Origin of the sequence: Paenibacillus taichungensis, assembly GCF_013359905.1 — a bacterium.
GTDB classification, from domain to species: Bacteria; Bacillota; Bacilli; order Paenibacillales; family Paenibacillaceae; genus Paenibacillus; species Paenibacillus taichungensis.
This window is the reverse complement of record NZ_JABMCC010000118.1, coordinates 264743-280657: the sequence shown is the minus strand read 5'-3', so window position 1 is coordinate 280657 and position 15915 is coordinate 264743. Positions and strand designations below refer to the sequence as shown.

Genomic DNA, 15915 nt, shown 5'->3' with positions numbered 1-15915 from the left:
ACTCGGCATCGAATTCGATGCCAAGTCTTTTTTTGTTTCCAATTCATTTTGTTTCAATACCATTCGTATCACGTTTGCTTCGCATTACCGAATTCGACGAATAGATTCACGTGAACGAAGTGCGGGAGAGGTACGGGATGTCTGAACCGTCACCGACTTCGTTTTCTCTTCCTTGATGACGTCCAAATTATTGGTACGCGAAATGCTAAGCAGAATTCCCATGGCCACCATCATCACAAATAGTGAGGTGCCGCCATAACTGATGAACGGAAGGGTAACCCCTGTCACCGGAATGGTCTGGGTCACACCCCCAATGTTGATAAAAGCCTGGATTGCAATTAATCCCATAATACCAATCCCAACCAGCGTCCCAAATGGATCGGGACAGCGAAGGGAGACGATAATGCCTCGCCAGATGAAGTATAGGTAGACCAACAGAAACAGGGCAGTTCCAACAAAGCCAAGCTCTTCCCCAATGACGGAGAAAATAAAGTCATTATAAGCATTTGGCAAATAATGCAGCTTCATCGTACCTTGTCCGATCCCGGAGCCGGTGATGCCTCCATCTCCAATTGCAACAAGGGAGCGATAGAGGTTAAGGCTTCCACCTGTCGTATCGGATAATGGATCAAGGAACGCTTGTATCCGCCCAATTTTGTAGTTCTGTGTAGCTTCCGTAGCTGTAGTGCTATTGGCAGTATCTGAAGAAGACATGGAAGAAAACAGGGCATTCGCTCCAAGTGCTAATGCCGCTCCCAGCACAACCAGCAGGATGGAACCCATAATGTGTTTCATACTTGCTCCACCAGCATAGATGACCAGACCGCAAGTAGCCACAAGAATGAAGCATGTACCAAAGTCCGGTTGTAGCATAATCAGTCCTGCAATGAACCCGACAATCACCAGCACGGGAATATATCCTGTCCTTAGATCCCTGAACCGTTCACCTTTTTTGGTAATCAGTGCAGCGAGGTACAGAATAATAGCGATTTTGGCAAACTCGGCGGGTTGAATACTGAAGCCAAAAATGTGAATCCAGCTTCGTGCGCCGTTCAGCACCTTTCCTGATACCAGAACTATCAGGAGCAATACCGTCGTGAACAAGAAAAATGGTGCATAAAGTTTTTTGTATTTGTTAAATCGGATATTCATGGCAAAAAACATGCCCACTAAACCGATAACCGCCCACATAAGTTGTTTTTTCGTGAAGAACAGGGCATCATTGTTAAAACTTTTATTTGCAATTGCAATGCTGGAACTGGAGCTGAACACCATCACCAGTCCGAAGCCCACCAACAATAAAGTGAGGATTAGCAGTTGGAAATCCGGCGTGCCTCTCTTCGTTTTCGTTTGGGCCGTTTGTTGTTTCATGGTTCGGCCCAGCCTAAGCTTCCAGCAGTTCTTTAAGCTGCTGTAATTTTTGGGCCGCCAGCTTCACGACTGGCTGCGGTACGGTAGAGTCATAATCCAGACCATGTGGAAAGGTTGCTTTTCCAAGATAAACAGCTTCAACTGCGAGAACCGTATCCGGTTTTTCGAGTTTGCCGTCTATCGCACGGGTATTAATACGTACAAAGTATTCCGATTTGGTTTGTTCATCTTCAATTTTGTAGTCATATGTAGCACGATAATATTCCCATTGCCACCGGACAAATCCGACTTTCTCGGCGCTCTCATCCAGGTATGCCAAGTCGCTCTTCAAGCCATCCAAGCCTGTATTCTCAAAAATCATAAGCGTCTGATCCTCCTCATAAGCTTCCGAGAGTATAAATCTCGTTCTTTTCTCTATTTTATGATAGTATGTTTCCCCTTCCCGTGCAAGCTTTCAAGCGGTCATTCGTATCGGTTTTCTTCCAATTCTGCTACAATATACAGCAATAGGTTTCAAGAGGAAGGTTCGGGCTTGATGAAAGTCCCGTATAGAGAGCGAAAGGATGGAGAGACATGACAAATAATATATGGTGGAATGACCTGCAAATCCACATGGTAGAATGGCGTCGTCATCTTCATCGGAATCCTGAGGTTTCCTTTCATGAGGAGAAGACATCCTCTTTTGTAGCGGGTATGCTGGAGAGCTTTGGCGTTGAAGTGAAACGGCACGTTGGCGGACACGGGGTTATAGGTAGTCTTCGTGGGGACGAGCCAGGGCCTGTCGTAATGCTTCGTGCAGATATGGACGCACTTCCAATCCAGGACGAGAAGGACGTTGAATATGCATCACAACAAGCAGGAGCCATGCATGCCTGTGGTCATGATGGTCACATATCCATTTTGCTAGGCACGGCATTGTACTTCAGCCGTCATAAACATGAGATCAAGGGTGAGATTCGCTTTTTGTTCCAACCTGCAGAAGAATTGCTTCCAGGTGGGGCTCTCAAGGTCATTGCAGACGGAGGACTGGAAGGGGTAGATGTCATCTATGGTATTCATCTATGGACCCCGCTTCCTGTAGGCGTGGCAGCAAGTACTCCGGGGCCGATGATGGCAGCGGCAGATGACTTTTATATTGAGATCAAAGGAAAAGGTGGACATGGCGGCATGCCGCAATCCACAGTGGACAGCCTCGTGGCAGGTTCCGCCCTAGTAATGCAATTGCAGACGGTTGTCAGTCGCTCAGTAGATCCTTTGCGTCCCGCAGTATTGACAATTGGCACGATGCAGGCAGGGTCAGCACAGAATATCATCGCCGAGTTATGCAAAATGACGGGTACGGTGAGAACCTTTGATGAAGAGACACGCAGTATGATGAAGGAACGTGTGCATACGATCGTGGCTCAGACCGGAGAGATCTATGGTGCTGAGACGAAGTTGAATTATATTATGGGATATCCTCCAGTCGTGAATGATGAGCAGGAAACGGCGCGTTTCTTCAAGGAAGCGGTAGATGTATTTGGTGCAGACCAGGTACAGAAGTCACCGATGTTGATGCCAGCTGAAGATTTCGCTTATTACCTGCAACAGATTCCTGGCTGCTTTATGTTTGTCGGAGCAGGCAACCCGGAGAAGAATGCCATCTATCCGCATCACCATCCAAAGTTTGACTTTGATGAGGATGCCATGCAAAATGCTGTAAAACTATTTATAGCAATGGCTAAAGGATATACAGCCGAATGATTTGATTATAGTTGGGCATCCTATTCATACCAAGGTATGGGCAGGGTGCTTTTTTTGTTAGGTCTTTATAAAGCTTAAATTAAGGTCGAACTGTTGTATTATACAGGTTCAATTTCGGAAGAAACCGAAACTGGACTTTTTGTGATGCCTGTTATTCAGAAAAACATATAGATCATTTTTAAATTAGGGAGGAAGCGGAATGGAGAAAACGGGCGCCTGTATTGTGCAGCGTGATTTTACAGTATTGCTTGAAGTGGGTCATCCCGGATTTGATCAGGCCAGAGCTCAATTAGGGATGTATGCGGAACTGGTGAAGACACCTGCGGCTTTTCATACATATCGTATTACTGCATTATCACTGTGGAATGCGGCTGCACTCGGATGGAGTGCTGATCAAGTGATAGCAAGTCTGGAATCAGTGTCTCGTTGGAATGTTCCTGCGGCCCTGATTCAAGATATTCAGAGAATTATCTATCAATATGGGAAGCTTCAATTGAAGCCAGAGGCAGTTCATGGGAGAATGCGTCTCGTGAGCGAAGACGAACGATTGCTGGATGAATTAAGCAGTATGAAAACCATCTCGGCTTTTCGGATGGAGCGTGTCGATCCCCATGAGCTTTTGCTTGGCGGTGAGCAACGCGGATTGCTGAAACGGGAGTTGACCCGCTTGGGTTATCCAGTGCTGGATTATGCGGGATATCGAGAAGGAACAAGTCTTCCGTTTGAATGGAAAGCGAATACTCAAAGTGACAGTTCGGACAGCTTCCAGTTGCGACCGTACCAACGAGATGCTGTGGATGCTTTTGAAGGTAGCGAAGGCATGGGAGGAAGTGGCCTGCTTGTTCTCCCTTGCGGTGCAGGCAAAACAGTTATTGGGATGGCGGTATTGGAACGTTTGCAATGTGAATGCCTTATCTTGACCTCGAACACCACATCCGTACGGCAATGGATTCAGGAATTGCAGGACAAAACAACGATAACGAGTGAACAGATTGGAGAGTATTCTGGTCAGAAAAAACAGGTTAAACCTGTGACTGTGGCTACTTATCAAATTCTTACACATCGAAAATCGAAAGATGCTGATTTTACTCATATCAAATTGCTCAGTGAACGTCAGTGGGGGCTCATCATCTATGATGAGGTCCATCTGCTGCCAGCACCTGTATTTCGGGCTACTGCAGATATTCAGGCTACGAGAAGACTGGGATTGACAGCAACATTGGTGCGTGAGGATGGCTGTGAACAGGATGTATTTTCACTAATTGGTCCAAAATTATATGACATGCCATGGAAAGAATTGGAGCAGCAAGGCTGGATTGCTAATGTACAGTGCCAGGAGATACGCATCCCGTTTACTCCGGAACTACGATCAAACTATTTAGAAGCAGAGGTGAAGCATCAATTTCGCCTTGCAGCCGAAAACCCAGCCAAATTAGCTGTGATCAGACGGATATTGGACCATCATGAGGGGATGCCAGCGCTTGTCATCGGACAGTATTTGGATCAGCTCGAGAGCATTGCCCGGGAAATTGAAGCGCCGCTTATATCGGGTACAATGTCCCAACAAGAACGAGTGAAATGGTTTGCAGCGTTCCGACGTGGAGAGATCAAAACAATTGTAGTATCCAAAGTTGCCAATTTTGCCGTAGATCTGCCGGATGCTGCTGTTGCACTTGAAATATCCGGAAGTTTCGGTTCAAGGCAGGAAGAAGCCCAGCGATTGGGTCGGATCTTAAGGCCGAAGTCTGGAGAAAATAAAGCTTATTTCTATGCCTTGGTATCCGAGGACAGTAAGGAACAGGAGTTTGCATTACGTCGTCAGATGTTCCTGGTCGAACAAGGATATGAGTACAAAATCATTCATGAATTGCAATGAAAAAGTGTGTACACCTCTACTTAAAATAATGGGAAAGGCATGATAAGCAATGCATACACAAGGTAATCTGGATGTAAAATCATTAAAAGAGCTTTCATGCGTTGAAAGAACGGTACTCGGTGTGATTTTCTGCAAATTTTCCGGACAACCCTTTTCCAACATGTTGACATCAGCAGAGTGGGCTATGGATGGTCTTAGCAGAGCTGAAGCAGCAACCGCGTTTATAGCGCTTCGGCATAAAGGCTGGATCAAAGCTGTGCGCAAGTCTTGGGGAGAACGCCTGTATTACATACCAGAATCACTACTTTCTTTGTTAACTATTGCCTATGCGGCACGGGTCGAACAGTTCGTTCAGCAGAAAGTGCATGTATTACAGGATGAAATGACACAAGCTAAGTCCATATCCATTAGTGAAGTCCAGCACGTGAAGATTGCTCGAGAGGCTAAGCCAGATATTGCTGCAGAGCTTCTGCATGTATTGGCTTGGATGGTAAGAGAAGGTCAAGCCCATGGAGGACTTCCATTAACAAGTAAGGGAACGATCCACAAGAAAATAGTGCAGCGATTAAACCGAATGACGGTTCTGGGCCCTGAAGACTTTGCCGAACTAGGTATTCGCTACGATCATGAAGATGTGTACCCGGTCCATGTGGCCCTTGTGATTGATTTGCTGCTCAGTCTGGGTTTGATTGAACAGACGCATAATCGGATGAATGTGTCACCTGACCGTCTTTCTCACTGGTTAACGATGCCGTGGTCTTCAATGCACCGAGAAATCTATAGCGTATGCATGGACCGATATGGTATAGCGGAGCCTAAACTTCAGCATTTTCGTCAGCAATTGCTAATGTTTGCTTCACGGGGAAATGAATGGTTGAGTATTCCAGCAGGAACTTTAGACCACGATGGGCAGGAAGATGTAATTGAAAGTAGAGAGAGTGGAGGTTCTTCAAGATTAAACTTCTTAACACATATCCGGGGGTGGCTCAATGTTCTGGCAGGTTTAGGATATGGGGAGGTGGGTGAGTCAGCAGCAAGAGAGCTTTTTTTTCGCTGGCAGATTGATCCTGAAATCTTACTGAACTTGGCGAATGATGAAGCGGAACATGCCGAAAAGAATACCATTTTTGTGCAGCCTGACTTTGAAATTATGGTCCCGCTAGATGTAACCCCCAAGGTCCGCTGGAATCTGGACATTGGTGCAGAACTTATGAGTCGTGATCGAATGTCCATATATCGGATTACGAAGGAACGAATCGTTGTAGCATCCGAGATCGGTCTTACAGCGGATGTAATGATAAACTTCCTTAAACGCTATGCTGGCTCGGGAGTGCCTGAGCATGTGGAGCTAGCAATCCAGCAGTGGGGACAGGAGGCAGAGAGACTTCACATGGATGCTGGACAGAACGTTAATCAGGATGAAGCAACGGATGAAGTCAAGAAAAAGGATACATGGATATATGAATCGAGAAGTGAATTACTTGAGAAGTTGAACCGCACAGAGTTGGAAGTCATTGCAGATGAATCCATTGTCGGAGCAGATGAGTTCAAAGACGAACTTAAGGTACCGAAGGAACTCTTTTATATTCGTGGAAGAGTTGGGCTCATTCAAGACGACTCCAAACTTCACACGTATGAACAGGATCATTCCATCACGGAACAATCGGGTCTTTATCCCGGATACGGAGAGATTCCGGAGATGTGGCATAACGAGTGGCGAGGGTATCATGTGTCTACGGCTCGTCAGATTGCTGCAAAAGCCATTGAATGGCAGACAAAACTGGGTCTGAAGCTGGACAGCAGTATCATTTATGTTATCCCCGATCAGATTCAGGGTCATGAAGATTGGACTCTAACGGGCTGGTACATATCTGATGGTGGAACAGATCCCGCAGAACGCCGTACTTTTTCGCCTAACGAATGGAACCAGATTCGCCTTATTATTCCGAACCATGCATAAACTTGATCGACTTTGCCAAAGCAGATCGCCTGTTCCCTTTATTTCTATTTGCAGGAAAAACTCTTCTTAACTTTTCGGGGATATGATATGATGAAGTAGTCTACGTTAAGTAGAACTTTATATATAGATAGGATGAATTTCATGAGCGTAGCGGAAATGAACACGGTCGATATGGCCCAAGTGTTAACGGGCGCATATGAACTGGGCGACATGATTAACCAATCAGCCGAAGTATCGGATTATTTATATTGGAAGCAGCAAGTGGAGACGAACCCTGAAATTCAGGCGGGAATACGCAAGCTGGACGCCAAAAAGGAACTATTCGAAGAAACCCAGCGTTTTGGGCATTTTCACCCGGACTATCACGCCGCAAAAGATCAGGTTCAGGCTTTAGAGCTTGAATTGGAACATTTCGAGGCAGTAGCCCGCTTCAAACAGGCGGAGAAGGCATTGGACGATATGTTGTTCCAGATGTCGGAGACGATTGCATTCGCCGTGTCAACGACCATTAAAGTACCGAGCAATGATCCGAATCCGAAGGGCGGCTGCGGTAGCGGAGGCAAGTGTGGTTGTAGCTAAGAGTTTGATCAGAAAATAAATTCATGACAGACCGGACCTTTCGGAGGCTCCGGTCTCCATTATAGAAAGGCGGGGAAAATGATGTTTGCGGAAAGGACAGGATTCATTATTTGGGTCAGTGATTTGAAAGCGGCTCGTAATCTCGAAAAATATGGTACCGTTCATTACATCTCCCGCCGTATGCATTATGTTGTCATGTATGTTAATGCAGAGCGGGCTGAAGATACGATGAAAAATGTGAACAGACTTTCCTATGTGCGCAAGGTCGAACGTTCCTACCGGAATGAGATCAAAACAGAGTATGCTAGCAAAACGATGGACAAAACGAGTTTTTACGGTATATAACAAAATGGTTTGGAAATGTACAGTGAACTTGTTGCCACTGTACATTTCCAAACGATTAACCAGAGGGGCCCTTCGGGGCCGCTCTTTTATTGAATTATGCATAAACTGGATTTTGTGAAAAATACTGAAGTTACGCCTTGAGATTGCGGGACTTATGTTGTAATATATTGGGTAAACAAATAGATAGAAAGTCCTATCTGGTGGAGAGTGATTCCCATGCGTGATAAGGTGATGCAACGTTGGAGCACGTACGAGCCTTTTTTCGTGGCTCTTGGAGACAAAAAAGTGGCCGACATCGTCATTACCAATCATGCCAAGATGCGGTATGCAGACCGTATTGAGCCGGCACGTAATGATGATGACCATATTGCGGCATGGTTGTGGGAGTGTCTGAAGCAGGACCGTATTACACCATACTACCGTAATGAGCAGGATGTTTACCTGATTGACGAAGATCTGGTCGTGGTTGCTGAATTTTCTGAACTTGAAGGGGAATATGATATCGCTGGCAATCCGCTTCATAAGATGATTGTTGTTACGTTTCTGGGAAAAATGTCCGAGACAATTGAACTGCGGGATTTAAAATCGTATTATTCTTGGCTAAGACATTCAAGACGAATGACTCTTGTCAAGAACAGTCGTAAGCATAAGTAAGTTTGGAATAATCCATATTTTCGAATTGATAGATTCAGGTTACATCGCATGCAGACAAGCTGCATGCTTTTTTTGTTGGAATTCATGAAATCGGCTACAATGGGGAAAGCGTACAGAAGAGGGGCGAAGATATGAATTTTCATCAATTGCATATTTTTTATACCGTAGCAGAGAAGGGAAGTTTTTCAGCGGCTGCGCAAGCACTACATATGACACAACCTGCGGTGACAATGCAGATTCAATCGCTTGAGGATTATTTTGGGACCAAGCTGCTGCATCGTTCTACCAAGAAAATAGAATTATCCGAGGCGGGTCGGACATTACTGCCTCACGCCAAACGCAGTGTAGAGTTGGTCAGACAGACAGATGAAGCGATGTCTGCGTTTACACAGATGCTCCAAGGTAGATTGCAGCTCGGGGCAAGTTTGACGATTGGTGAGTATGTGTTGCCACGAATGCTGGGCCCTTTTGCTCGCCAATACCCGGATATTTCGATCGTTATGAAAGTGATGAATACTACGCAAATTATGGACGATATCCTAAAACATCAGCTTAACTTTGGACTGATTGAAGCGCCAGTTCACCACCCGGATATGATTGTAGAGCCGGTCATGCAGGATGAATTGAAGCTGGTTGTCCCGGCAGGACATGCACTGGCTGATCGTGGTGAAGTAGAGCTGGAAGATGTGCTGAGCTACGCATTTGTACTGCGGGAGAAAGGCTCAGGCACCCGTCAGGTGATGGAAGATCAGTTGCAGAAGAGAAATATAGATCCGCAGGACATGAATGTGGTGATGGAACTTGGCAGTACAGGTGCTGTGAAATCCGCCGTGGAAGCGGGTGTGGGTATCACGATGTTATCCCCGTCGTCGGTTCAGCATGAACTAGCTCTTGGACTGGTTCATATCGTGGATATTCGTGGGCTTGAGTTCAAACGACAATTCTATGCTATACATCTGAAATCTTCATTACTTCCCTTATCGGCAGTAGCTTTCCTGAATTATTTACGTCAGCATGAGCAGACAACATCAGAAGGACGAGCGGAATAAGAGGATTATATAATGTGAAAATTAGTTCAGCTAATCATTTGATATAAGAAGGAGCTGTTATTCATGCATCAATCTAACGGACGTTGTGATCTTCATACGCATAGCCAAGCGTCGGACGGAATGCAGCCACCTGCCGAGAATGTAAAGCTAGCCAAACAAAGAGGACTGTCTGCGGTTGCGCTGACGGATCACGATACTGTAGCGGGGGTAGCCGAGGCACAGCGGGCTGGCCGTGAGTATGGAATTGACGTTGTGGCAGGGGTAGAGATCAGTACCCGAGCAGGTGGCAAGGATATTCATGTGCTGGGATATTATGTGAATACAGAAGATGAGAAATTTCTGGAACGACTGCGCGGGCTTCGAGAAGCGAGGGAAGAACGCAATCATCTGATCATCGCCAAACTGCAGGAGATTGGACTTGAAATCAGTTGGCAGGAGGTCATTGATGGCCTTGGCCGACCACTGGAACCAGATGAAAGCATCGGTAGACCTCATATGGCCGATGTGTTGGTACGAAAAGGTTATGCAGCTGATATGAGGGATGCGTTCAATCGTTATCTGGCTGAAGGTCAACCTGGCTATGTGTCGGTTCCCCGAGTTGCACCGGAAGATGCATGTCAGTGGATTAAAGATGCAGGTGGTGCTGCTGTTATTGCTCATCCTGGTTTATACGCAGACGATGAATTGGTTCGTCGTATTCTGGTGGACGCCCAACCTGACGGTATTGAAGTGGTTCATTCGGATCATGGACCAGAAGAGGAGCTCAGATATGCGGAGTTGGCACGGGAATTTGGGCTCATTCAAACAGGTGGTTCAGATTACCATGGTGTAAGACAAGGGGTAGTATTCCACGGGGATCTAGGTAGCAAAACGGTAACCATTGATGTACTCGATAAACTCCGGGCTGCAGCCGGGAAGTCTTGATTCGGAAACTCTCTTCATTTGTTGCATGAGACTGGGGGAGAAGAGATCGGTTGTCATCGTGCTAAAATTGAATATGAAATAAAGAAGGACATAGAGATGGGGTGAGTGTTAGTCGCTAGCCATGTCTTTATGTCCTTTTTGATTGCATATAATTAGGCTAGGTGATGGAATAATTCACCCATGTGCCGCGAGCAGCTCCAAGACGTTCAAATAACTGCTGTGCCCGCTCGTTGGTTGCTGCTGTGATCCAGGACATGTAAGCACATCCAATCACCAGTTTAAGTCCATGGTTATTTGAGAAACAAAGAAAATCCCCCCGAACAGTCTATTGTTCGGGGGGATTTTACGTTGTCTTACAGGATTGAAGCAAACATCTTATCCATTTTTGATCGTGGATGGCAAACTTTTAACCAGCTCTTCGTTCGGCGTCACAAACAGGGTCTTCTGGTGGTCATAAATGACAAAGCCTGGTTTGGAGCCACTTGGTTTGCGGACATGTCGGATAAAGGTGTAATCCACCGGAACGCTGCTGGATTCTTTGGCCTGACTGAAGTAAGCCGCGAGTTGTGCAGCTTCCTCCAGAGTTGCTTCGCCAAAGTCAGTGCTGCGAATGACGACATGTGAACCAGGGATGTCTTTGGTGTGCAACCAAGTGTCATTGGAAGAAGCCAGACGGTTGGTGACGTACTCATTTTGCAGATTGTTTTTACCTACGAGAAGTTCAATTCCCTCTGAAGAAGTAAACTGATGCACGGTAGGGCGGTCGCTTTTCTTTTTCTTTTTGCCTTTTTTGTTGCGGTCACGAAGATAACCCTGTTGCACAAGCTCATCGCGAATTTCCTCGATGTCGTTCATGGATGCGATAGACAGTTGCTGCAGCAGATTGTCGAGATAGTCAATCTCATCTTTCGTTTTTCCAAGTTGCTCATGAATAACAGCCAGACTGTTCTTGTATTTGTTATATCGTTTGAAATAACGTTGAGCGTTGTCAGACGGTGTAAGTAATGGGTCAAGCTGAATGGTAATGTTCGCTTGATCTTCATCATAGAAGTTCACAAGCTCCACACTTTTGTCCCCTTTACTAACCTGATGCAGGGAGGCAAACAGCAGCTCACCCCATAATCTGAATTTATCAGCATCGTCAGCTTCCAGCAGATCCTTGTTCAGGTTGTCGAGCTTTTTGATGTTTTTGCTGCGCTCATTTTGCAGGAAACGAAGCAGATCGCTCACTCTTTGCTTGACAGTGTCCCGCTCGGCCTTGTCTCCGTAATAATCCTCCATACACTTGCTCATCGTGTCATAGGTTTTCTCTGCGTCCTGAATGCTCTGAAGCTGAACGGCCGAGAAAATCATTTTGCCTTTGGCGTTCAGCCCGGTCACAGGTGTATAACTATTATCTCTTACTGGTCCCATGACGGACTCAAAAGCAGTCCAAAGTGCATCGGCTTCGATTCGAACCTCACCTTCACTTGCAGCTTGATCGTCACCTTTAATAGCAGACACCCGAGAGGTAATCTCCCCTGCAATCAGGGGACTAAGACCGCTGAATGAATTTACCAGCCAGCGAGAAGCTTCTTCTTCAGCAGCAGTGTAGCTATCCTGGAATTCAGTGCTGCTCACTTCCAGTGGATTGCTTTTATGCTGCTCTGGTGGTTCGGTGTACGAAAATCCAGGCATAATGACCCGGTAACTACTGATGGACGGGGTTACGTGATGAATTCCATCCAGAATCGTTCCTGTTATCGGATCGACCAAAACAATATTACTGTGACGCCCCATCAGTTCAATGATGATCCGTTTGACTGAAACATCACCCAGTTCATCACGTTGACGCACGTCAATATGAATAATCCGCTCCATGCCAATCTGACGGATCTCCTCGATGATCGCTCCCTCACAGTGTTTGCGCAGCAGCATGCAAAACATTGGAGCTTCAGTAGGGTTAATAAACGTCTTTTCGGTAAAATGCACACGCGGGTAAGTCGGGCTAGCCGAAATAAGCAATTTGCTATTTCCACGCTGAGCACGGAGGGTCAGTACAACATCATGCCCGTTAGGTTGATGTATTTTGCTGATGCGTCCGCCCTTGCAGCCTTGCAGTTCATGTACGATAGCTCGTGTTACGATGCCGTCCAATGCCATTTTTTTCAACGTCCTCTCTATCTATAACTGAAATGAACACCGGGATATGTAAAAAGAACCCGTTGCAGATTCGTATTCGTTTACATAGCAAAAACTCGGATTGCAACTGCGTGTATGACCGCAGACCTTTATTTTAGCTTATTCTGCCCATCAGGGAAAGGATTCGCCATCGGGTGCTAATTAGGGTCCTGTCCGAATACATATAGAGCAGGTAGTTTGTCCGGCATCGCGTACAACCTGTTGATTAGCATAGCCGGTGAAGTAGGTGTGACGTTTTACAGAGGAAATACAGACTGGGAGGGAATTTTGAAGCATGGAACATACCAAGTGGCACCAACTAAGCGTTGAAGAGCTTCGTAACACTCTTGGCGTCAGTCTTGAGGAAGGGTTAACCGAAGAAACTGCAACAGAAAAGAGGAAGGCCGCCGGTTCGAATGAGCTGAGCGAAGGAAAGCGCATATCTCCAATTACATTATTGCTTAATCAATTTAAGGACTTCATGGTTCTGGTGTTGATGGGGGCCACACTGGTGTCCGGATTGCTTGGAGAATACTTGGATGCTGTAACGATTGTTGCCATCATCGTCCTTAATGCCATTCTTGGATTCGTACAAGAATTCCGGGCGGAGCGTTCCCTTCGTGCATTGAAACAATTGTCGGCTCCACTGGCCAAAGTGTTAAGGTCGGGTCAGGAAGCTCATCTTGCAGCCAAACTTCTGGTGCCAGGGGATATCGTGCTTGTGGAGAGTGGTGATCGTATTCCTGCCGATGTGCGCTGGCTGTCCACAAATAGCCTCGATGTGGAGGAATCTGCGCTCACTGGTGAATCAGTTCCTGTAAGCAAACATTGCCGTCCCATAGCAGCGGATGACGTACCGCTAGGAGATCAGAAGAACATTGGATTCATGGGGACGATGGTCACTCGGGGTACAGCCAAGGGCGTTGTGATCCGGACAGGCATGGATACCGAGATGGGCAAAATCGCCGACCTGATCCAGAATACGGAGGAACAGGAAACACCGCTGCAACACAGGCTGGAACAGCTGGGTAAAATTTTGATTTTTGTGGCGCTCGGATTAACCGTCATGGTTGTTGTTGCAGGAATTCTGCATGGACAACCGGCAGTAGGCATGTTTCTGGCAGGGGTCAGTCTTGCAGTTGCCGCCATACCAGAGGGTTTACCAGCGATTGTAACGATTGCGCTTGCCCTGGGTGTACAGCGTATGATCAAGCGAAAAGCGATTGTGCGCAAGCTTCCTTCCGTCGAAACCCTTGGTTGTGCCTCGGTCATCTGTTCGGATAAAACGGGCACGTTGACCCAGAACAAGATGACGGTTACGGACGTGTGGCTGGAGGGACGCAGCATCAAGGTCACCGGGGATGGTTATGCACCGGAAGGACAGATGCTGGAGAATGGTCGTACCTTGGAACTGAAGAGTGACCAGACATTGCGGAGAATGCTTCAGATCAGCGCACTATGTAACAATGCCAGTATTATCGAGAGTGTTGCAGATGAGATGCGGAATAAAAAGAAAGGCAAAGAGACAAATAAGGATAGTAAGAAAGAAGCGAAGAAAAGTACAAAGAAAGATCATGTTAATGAAACGGTCAAGGAAGACAGCGTGGTATGGGAGCTGAAAGGCGACCCTACGGAAGGGGCACTCGTAACACTGGCCTCCAAAATGGGGCTTACCCCAGCTGGTCTCAAAGAGTTATATGCACGTGAGCAGGAATTTCCGTTCGATTCTGATCGGAAGCGGATGTCCGTTCTGGTTCATCATCAGGGTGGGCGCACGATCTACACTAAAGGTGCACCGGATGTGCTGATTGGGCAATGCAGCTACATTTTGTGGGAAGGCAATGTTGTACCTTTCACAGGAACGCTGCGGCAGAAAGTCATGGCGGCGAACGAGAATATGGCGGGTTCTGCACTGCGGGTTCTCGGGATGGCTTACCGCGATGTACGGCCAGATGAAAAAGTAGAGAATGAACATGCTGCCGAGAGCCAACTCGTCTTTGTCGGGCTTGCAGGCATGATTGATCCACCGCGGCGTGAGGCACGGGATGCAATTGCGACTTGTCGCAGAGCAGGCATACGTACCGTTATGATTACCGGTGATCATGGCACAACCGCAGAGGCTATCGCCCAGCAGTTGGGTATCCTTCCACGAGGTGGGGCTTCACTTAGCGGCCAGCAATTGGCGGGCATGACGGATGAGCAACTGGATAAACAGGTGGAGGGCATTTACGTGTTCTCACGAGTATCACCTGAGCACAAACTGCGGATTGTAAAATCATTGCAGCGCAAAGGACATGTCGTAGCGATGACTGGAGATGGCGTGAACGACGCACCAGCCATTAAAGCAGCAGACATCGGTATTGCGATGGGAATTACCGGCACGGATGTGACGAAGGAAGCATCGGCGTTAATTCTGAGTGACGATAATTTCTCTACTATAGTAGCTGCAATTGAAGAAGGACGTAATATTTATGAGAACATCCGCAAGTTTATCCGGTATTTGCTGGCATCCAATGTTGGCGAGATTTTAACGATGTTTTTCGCGATGATGATGGGATTACCTTTGCCACTCGTGCCGATCCAGATTCTGTGGGTCAACCTGGTGACGGATGGATTGCCAGCAATGGCGCTCGGTGTGGATCAGCCGGAAAAAGATCTGATGGAACACAAGCCGCGTGGTTCCAAAGAAAATATTTTTGCTAGACGACTGGGCTGGAAAATTGTCAGTCGGGGTGTGTTGATTGGGCTTTGTACACTTGGGGCCTTCTGGCTTACCCTACAGGCGGCGCCAGATCAACCAGGTCAGCTCATTAAAGCTCAATCTGTTGCCTTTGCTACGCTCGTTTTGGCACAGCTCATTCATGTATTTGACTGCCGTAGTTCCCGTTCCATTTTCCACCGGAATCCATTGCAGAATAAATATTTGGTGTTTGCAGTCATTTCATCTATCGTGCTAATGCTGGCGGTCATGTATGTAGAGCCGTTGCAGCCTATCTTCAAAACCGTACCCCTGGGTATGCGTGAATGGGCCATTTCCATCGTTGCCGCAGGTATTCCAACCTTCCTTATGGGAGTGGGCAGTGTGTGGGGAGGTCGTCGCAACCGTCGCCGCATGGGCCCTGGGCGCTTCGTACCGAAAAGTACAAAGTTTTCGGCATAAAATCAATAGCAATTGCTTATCGTTTTCGTTATGCTATCCTCAAAATGATTCGAGGCGAGATTCCTCGGCATTTTGCAGGATAGCTTTTTTTATT

12 protein-coding genes are annotated in these 15915 nt (G+C 46.9%); 9 read left to right on the top strand and 3 right to left on the bottom strand.

The window, feature by feature from the left end; translation table 11 throughout:
- Positions 1-84 precede the first annotated feature (84 nt).
- Together ftsW and HP548_RS24445 are read right to left on the bottom strand one after the other, a co-directional pair.
- On the bottom strand, positions 85-1371 hold the full coding sequence (ftsW, locus tag HP548_RS24450) for a putative lipid II flippase FtsW (protein WP_175383118.1): 1287 nt from the start codon (positions 1369-1371) through the stop codon (positions 85-87).
- Between the two features lie 13 nt (positions 1372-1384).
- Positions 1385-1732 (bottom strand): YugN family protein, encoded by a 348-nt coding sequence (locus HP548_RS24445; protein WP_053784292.1) that lies wholly within the window; start codon positions 1730-1732, stop codon positions 1385-1387.
- Between the two features lie 212 nt (positions 1733-1944).
- Between HP548_RS24445 and HP548_RS24440 the strand changes: the two genes are divergently transcribed.
- From HP548_RS24440 to HP548_RS24405, 8 genes are all read left to right on the top strand, one after another.
- Positions 1945-3114: a M20 family metallopeptidase gene (locus HP548_RS24440; protein ID WP_076288219.1), complete on the top strand. Its 1170-nt coding sequence runs from the start codon at positions 1945-1947 to the stop codon at positions 3112-3114.
- Positions 3115-3313: 199 nt separating this feature from the next.
- Positions 3314-4990 (top strand): DNA repair helicase XPB, encoded by a 1677-nt coding sequence (locus tag HP548_RS24435; protein WP_099858256.1) that lies wholly within the window; start codon positions 3314-3316, stop codon positions 4988-4990.
- Between the two features lie 160 nt (positions 4991-5150).
- Positions 5151-6950 carry a helicase-associated domain-containing protein gene (locus HP548_RS24430; RefSeq protein WP_175383117.1) on the top strand — a complete coding sequence of 600 codons (1800 nt, stop codon included), beginning with the start codon at positions 5151-5153 and terminating at the stop codon, positions 6948-6950.
- A gap of 141 nt (positions 6951-7091) precedes the next feature.
- On the top strand, positions 7092-7529 hold the full coding sequence (locus HP548_RS24425; RefSeq protein WP_076288222.1) for a YlbF family regulator: 438 nt from the start codon (positions 7092-7094) through the stop codon (positions 7527-7529).
- A gap of 81 nt (positions 7530-7610) precedes the next feature.
- Positions 7611-7874 (top strand): YlbG family protein, encoded by a 264-nt coding sequence (locus tag HP548_RS24420; protein WP_063565591.1) that lies wholly within the window; start codon positions 7611-7613, stop codon positions 7872-7874.
- A 216-nt stretch (positions 7875-8090) separates the two neighbouring features.
- Positions 8091-8528, top strand: a complete 438-nt coding sequence (locus HP548_RS24415; RefSeq protein ID WP_063565592.1) for a hypothetical protein — start codon at positions 8091-8093, stop codon at positions 8526-8528.
- Positions 8529-8659: 131 nt separating this feature from the next.
- On the top strand, positions 8660-9577 hold the full coding sequence (locus tag HP548_RS24410) for a selenium metabolism-associated LysR family transcriptional regulator (protein ID WP_076288223.1): 918 nt from the start codon (positions 8660-8662) through the stop codon (positions 9575-9577).
- 63 nt (positions 9578-9640) lie between these two features.
- Positions 9641-10501 (top strand): PHP domain-containing protein, encoded by an 861-nt coding sequence (locus tag HP548_RS24405; protein WP_175383116.1) that lies wholly within the window; start codon positions 9641-9643, stop codon positions 10499-10501.
- A 375-nt stretch (positions 10502-10876) separates the two neighbouring features.
- Here HP548_RS24405 and HP548_RS24400 read toward each other — a convergent pair whose 3' ends face one another.
- Positions 10877-12643 carry an Rqc2 family fibronectin-binding protein gene (locus HP548_RS24400; RefSeq protein WP_175383115.1) on the bottom strand — a complete coding sequence of 589 codons (1767 nt, stop codon included), beginning with the start codon at positions 12641-12643 and terminating at the stop codon, positions 10877-10879.
- 313 nt (positions 12644-12956) lie between these two features.
- Here HP548_RS24400 and HP548_RS24395 point away from each other — a divergent pair, with 313 nt between their 5' ends.
- Positions 12957-15821 (top strand): calcium-translocating P-type ATPase, SERCA-type, encoded by a 2865-nt coding sequence (locus tag HP548_RS24395; RefSeq protein ID WP_076288226.1) that lies wholly within the window; start codon positions 12957-12959, stop codon positions 15819-15821.
- Positions 15822-15915 lie beyond the last annotated feature (94 nt).

What these genes read in the sequence shown, in the direction of transcription:
- HP548_RS24425 (WP_076288222.1), top strand. Translation starts at nt 7,092, where the DNA reads ATGAGCGTAGCGGAAATGAACACGGTCGATATGGCCCAAGTGTTAACG.
- HP548_RS24440 (WP_076288219.1), top strand. Translation starts at nt 1,945, where the DNA reads ATGACAAATAATATATGGTGGAATGACCTGCAAATCCACATGGTAGAA.
- HP548_RS24405 (WP_175383116.1), top strand. Translation starts at nt 9,641, where the DNA reads ATGCATCAATCTAACGGACGTTGTGATCTTCATACGCATAGCCAAGCG.
- HP548_RS24395 (WP_076288226.1), top strand. Translation starts at nt 12,957, where the DNA reads ATGGAACATACCAAGTGGCACCAACTAAGCGTTGAAGAGCTTCGTAAC.
- HP548_RS24415 (WP_063565592.1), top strand. Translation starts at nt 8,091, where the DNA reads ATGCGTGATAAGGTGATGCAACGTTGGAGCACGTACGAGCCTTTTTTC.
- HP548_RS24420 (WP_063565591.1), top strand. Translation starts at nt 7,611, where the DNA reads ATGTTTGCGGAAAGGACAGGATTCATTATTTGGGTCAGTGATTTGAAA.
- HP548_RS24430 (WP_175383117.1), top strand. Translation starts at nt 5,151, where the DNA reads ATGTTGACATCAGCAGAGTGGGCTATGGATGGTCTTAGCAGAGCTGAA.
- HP548_RS24435 (WP_099858256.1), top strand. Translation starts at nt 3,314, where the DNA reads ATGGAGAAAACGGGCGCCTGTATTGTGCAGCGTGATTTTACAGTATTG.
- ftsW (WP_175383118.1), bottom strand. Translation starts at nt 1,371, where the DNA reads ATGAAACAACAAACGGCCCAAACGAAAACGAAGAGAGGCACGCCGGAT.
- HP548_RS24445 (WP_053784292.1), bottom strand. Translation starts at nt 1,732, where the DNA reads ATGATTTTTGAGAATACAGGCTTGGATGGCTTGAAGAGCGACTTGGCA.
- HP548_RS24400 (WP_175383115.1), bottom strand. Translation starts at nt 12,643, where the DNA reads ATGGCATTGGACGGCATCGTAACACGAGCTATCGTACATGAACTGCAA.
- HP548_RS24410 (WP_076288223.1), top strand. Translation starts at nt 8,660, where the DNA reads ATGAATTTTCATCAATTGCATATTTTTTATACCGTAGCAGAGAAGGGA.